The sequence below is a fragment of the Bacillus sp. BHET2 genome (genome assembly GCF_005938125.1).
GTDB lineage: Bacteria > Bacillota > Bacilli > Bacillales > Bacillaceae_B > Rossellomorea.
In genome coordinates this window covers 1-307 of sequence record NZ_VCQN01000064.1, presented here as the reverse complement: position 1 = coordinate 307, position 307 = coordinate 1, and the positions used below count along the sequence as shown (strand labels likewise).

The window sequence follows — 307 nt, the reverse complement described above, 5'->3', positions numbered from 1 at the left end:
CTTGTTCAACAGCTAGGCTGTTAAATCAACATTTGATCACTTACTACTTAAGGTTTAAAACCTAAAATGGCGATACTCGGTAATTTCTTGACTATCAATTTATCTTTATCTAGTTTTCAAAGAACAATCATGTGTCTCGTAAGAGACAGTATGGATGAATATTTCGCTTGCGCAAAAATTCTTGGTGGAGCCTAGCGGGATCGAACCGCTGACCTCCTGCGTGCAAAGCAGGCGCTCTCCCAGCTGAGCTAAGGCCCCAAGGGGATCGAATATGGTGGGCCTAAGTGGACTCGAACCACCGACCTCA

General features: G+C 44.6%; 1 tRNA gene. It reads right to left on the bottom strand.

Annotated elements, in window-relative coordinates:
• Positions 1-182: 182 nt before the first annotated feature.
• Positions 183-258: transfer RNA gene (locus FGG79_RS21535), tRNA-Ala, on the bottom strand.
• Positions 259-307: the final 49 nt, after the last annotated feature.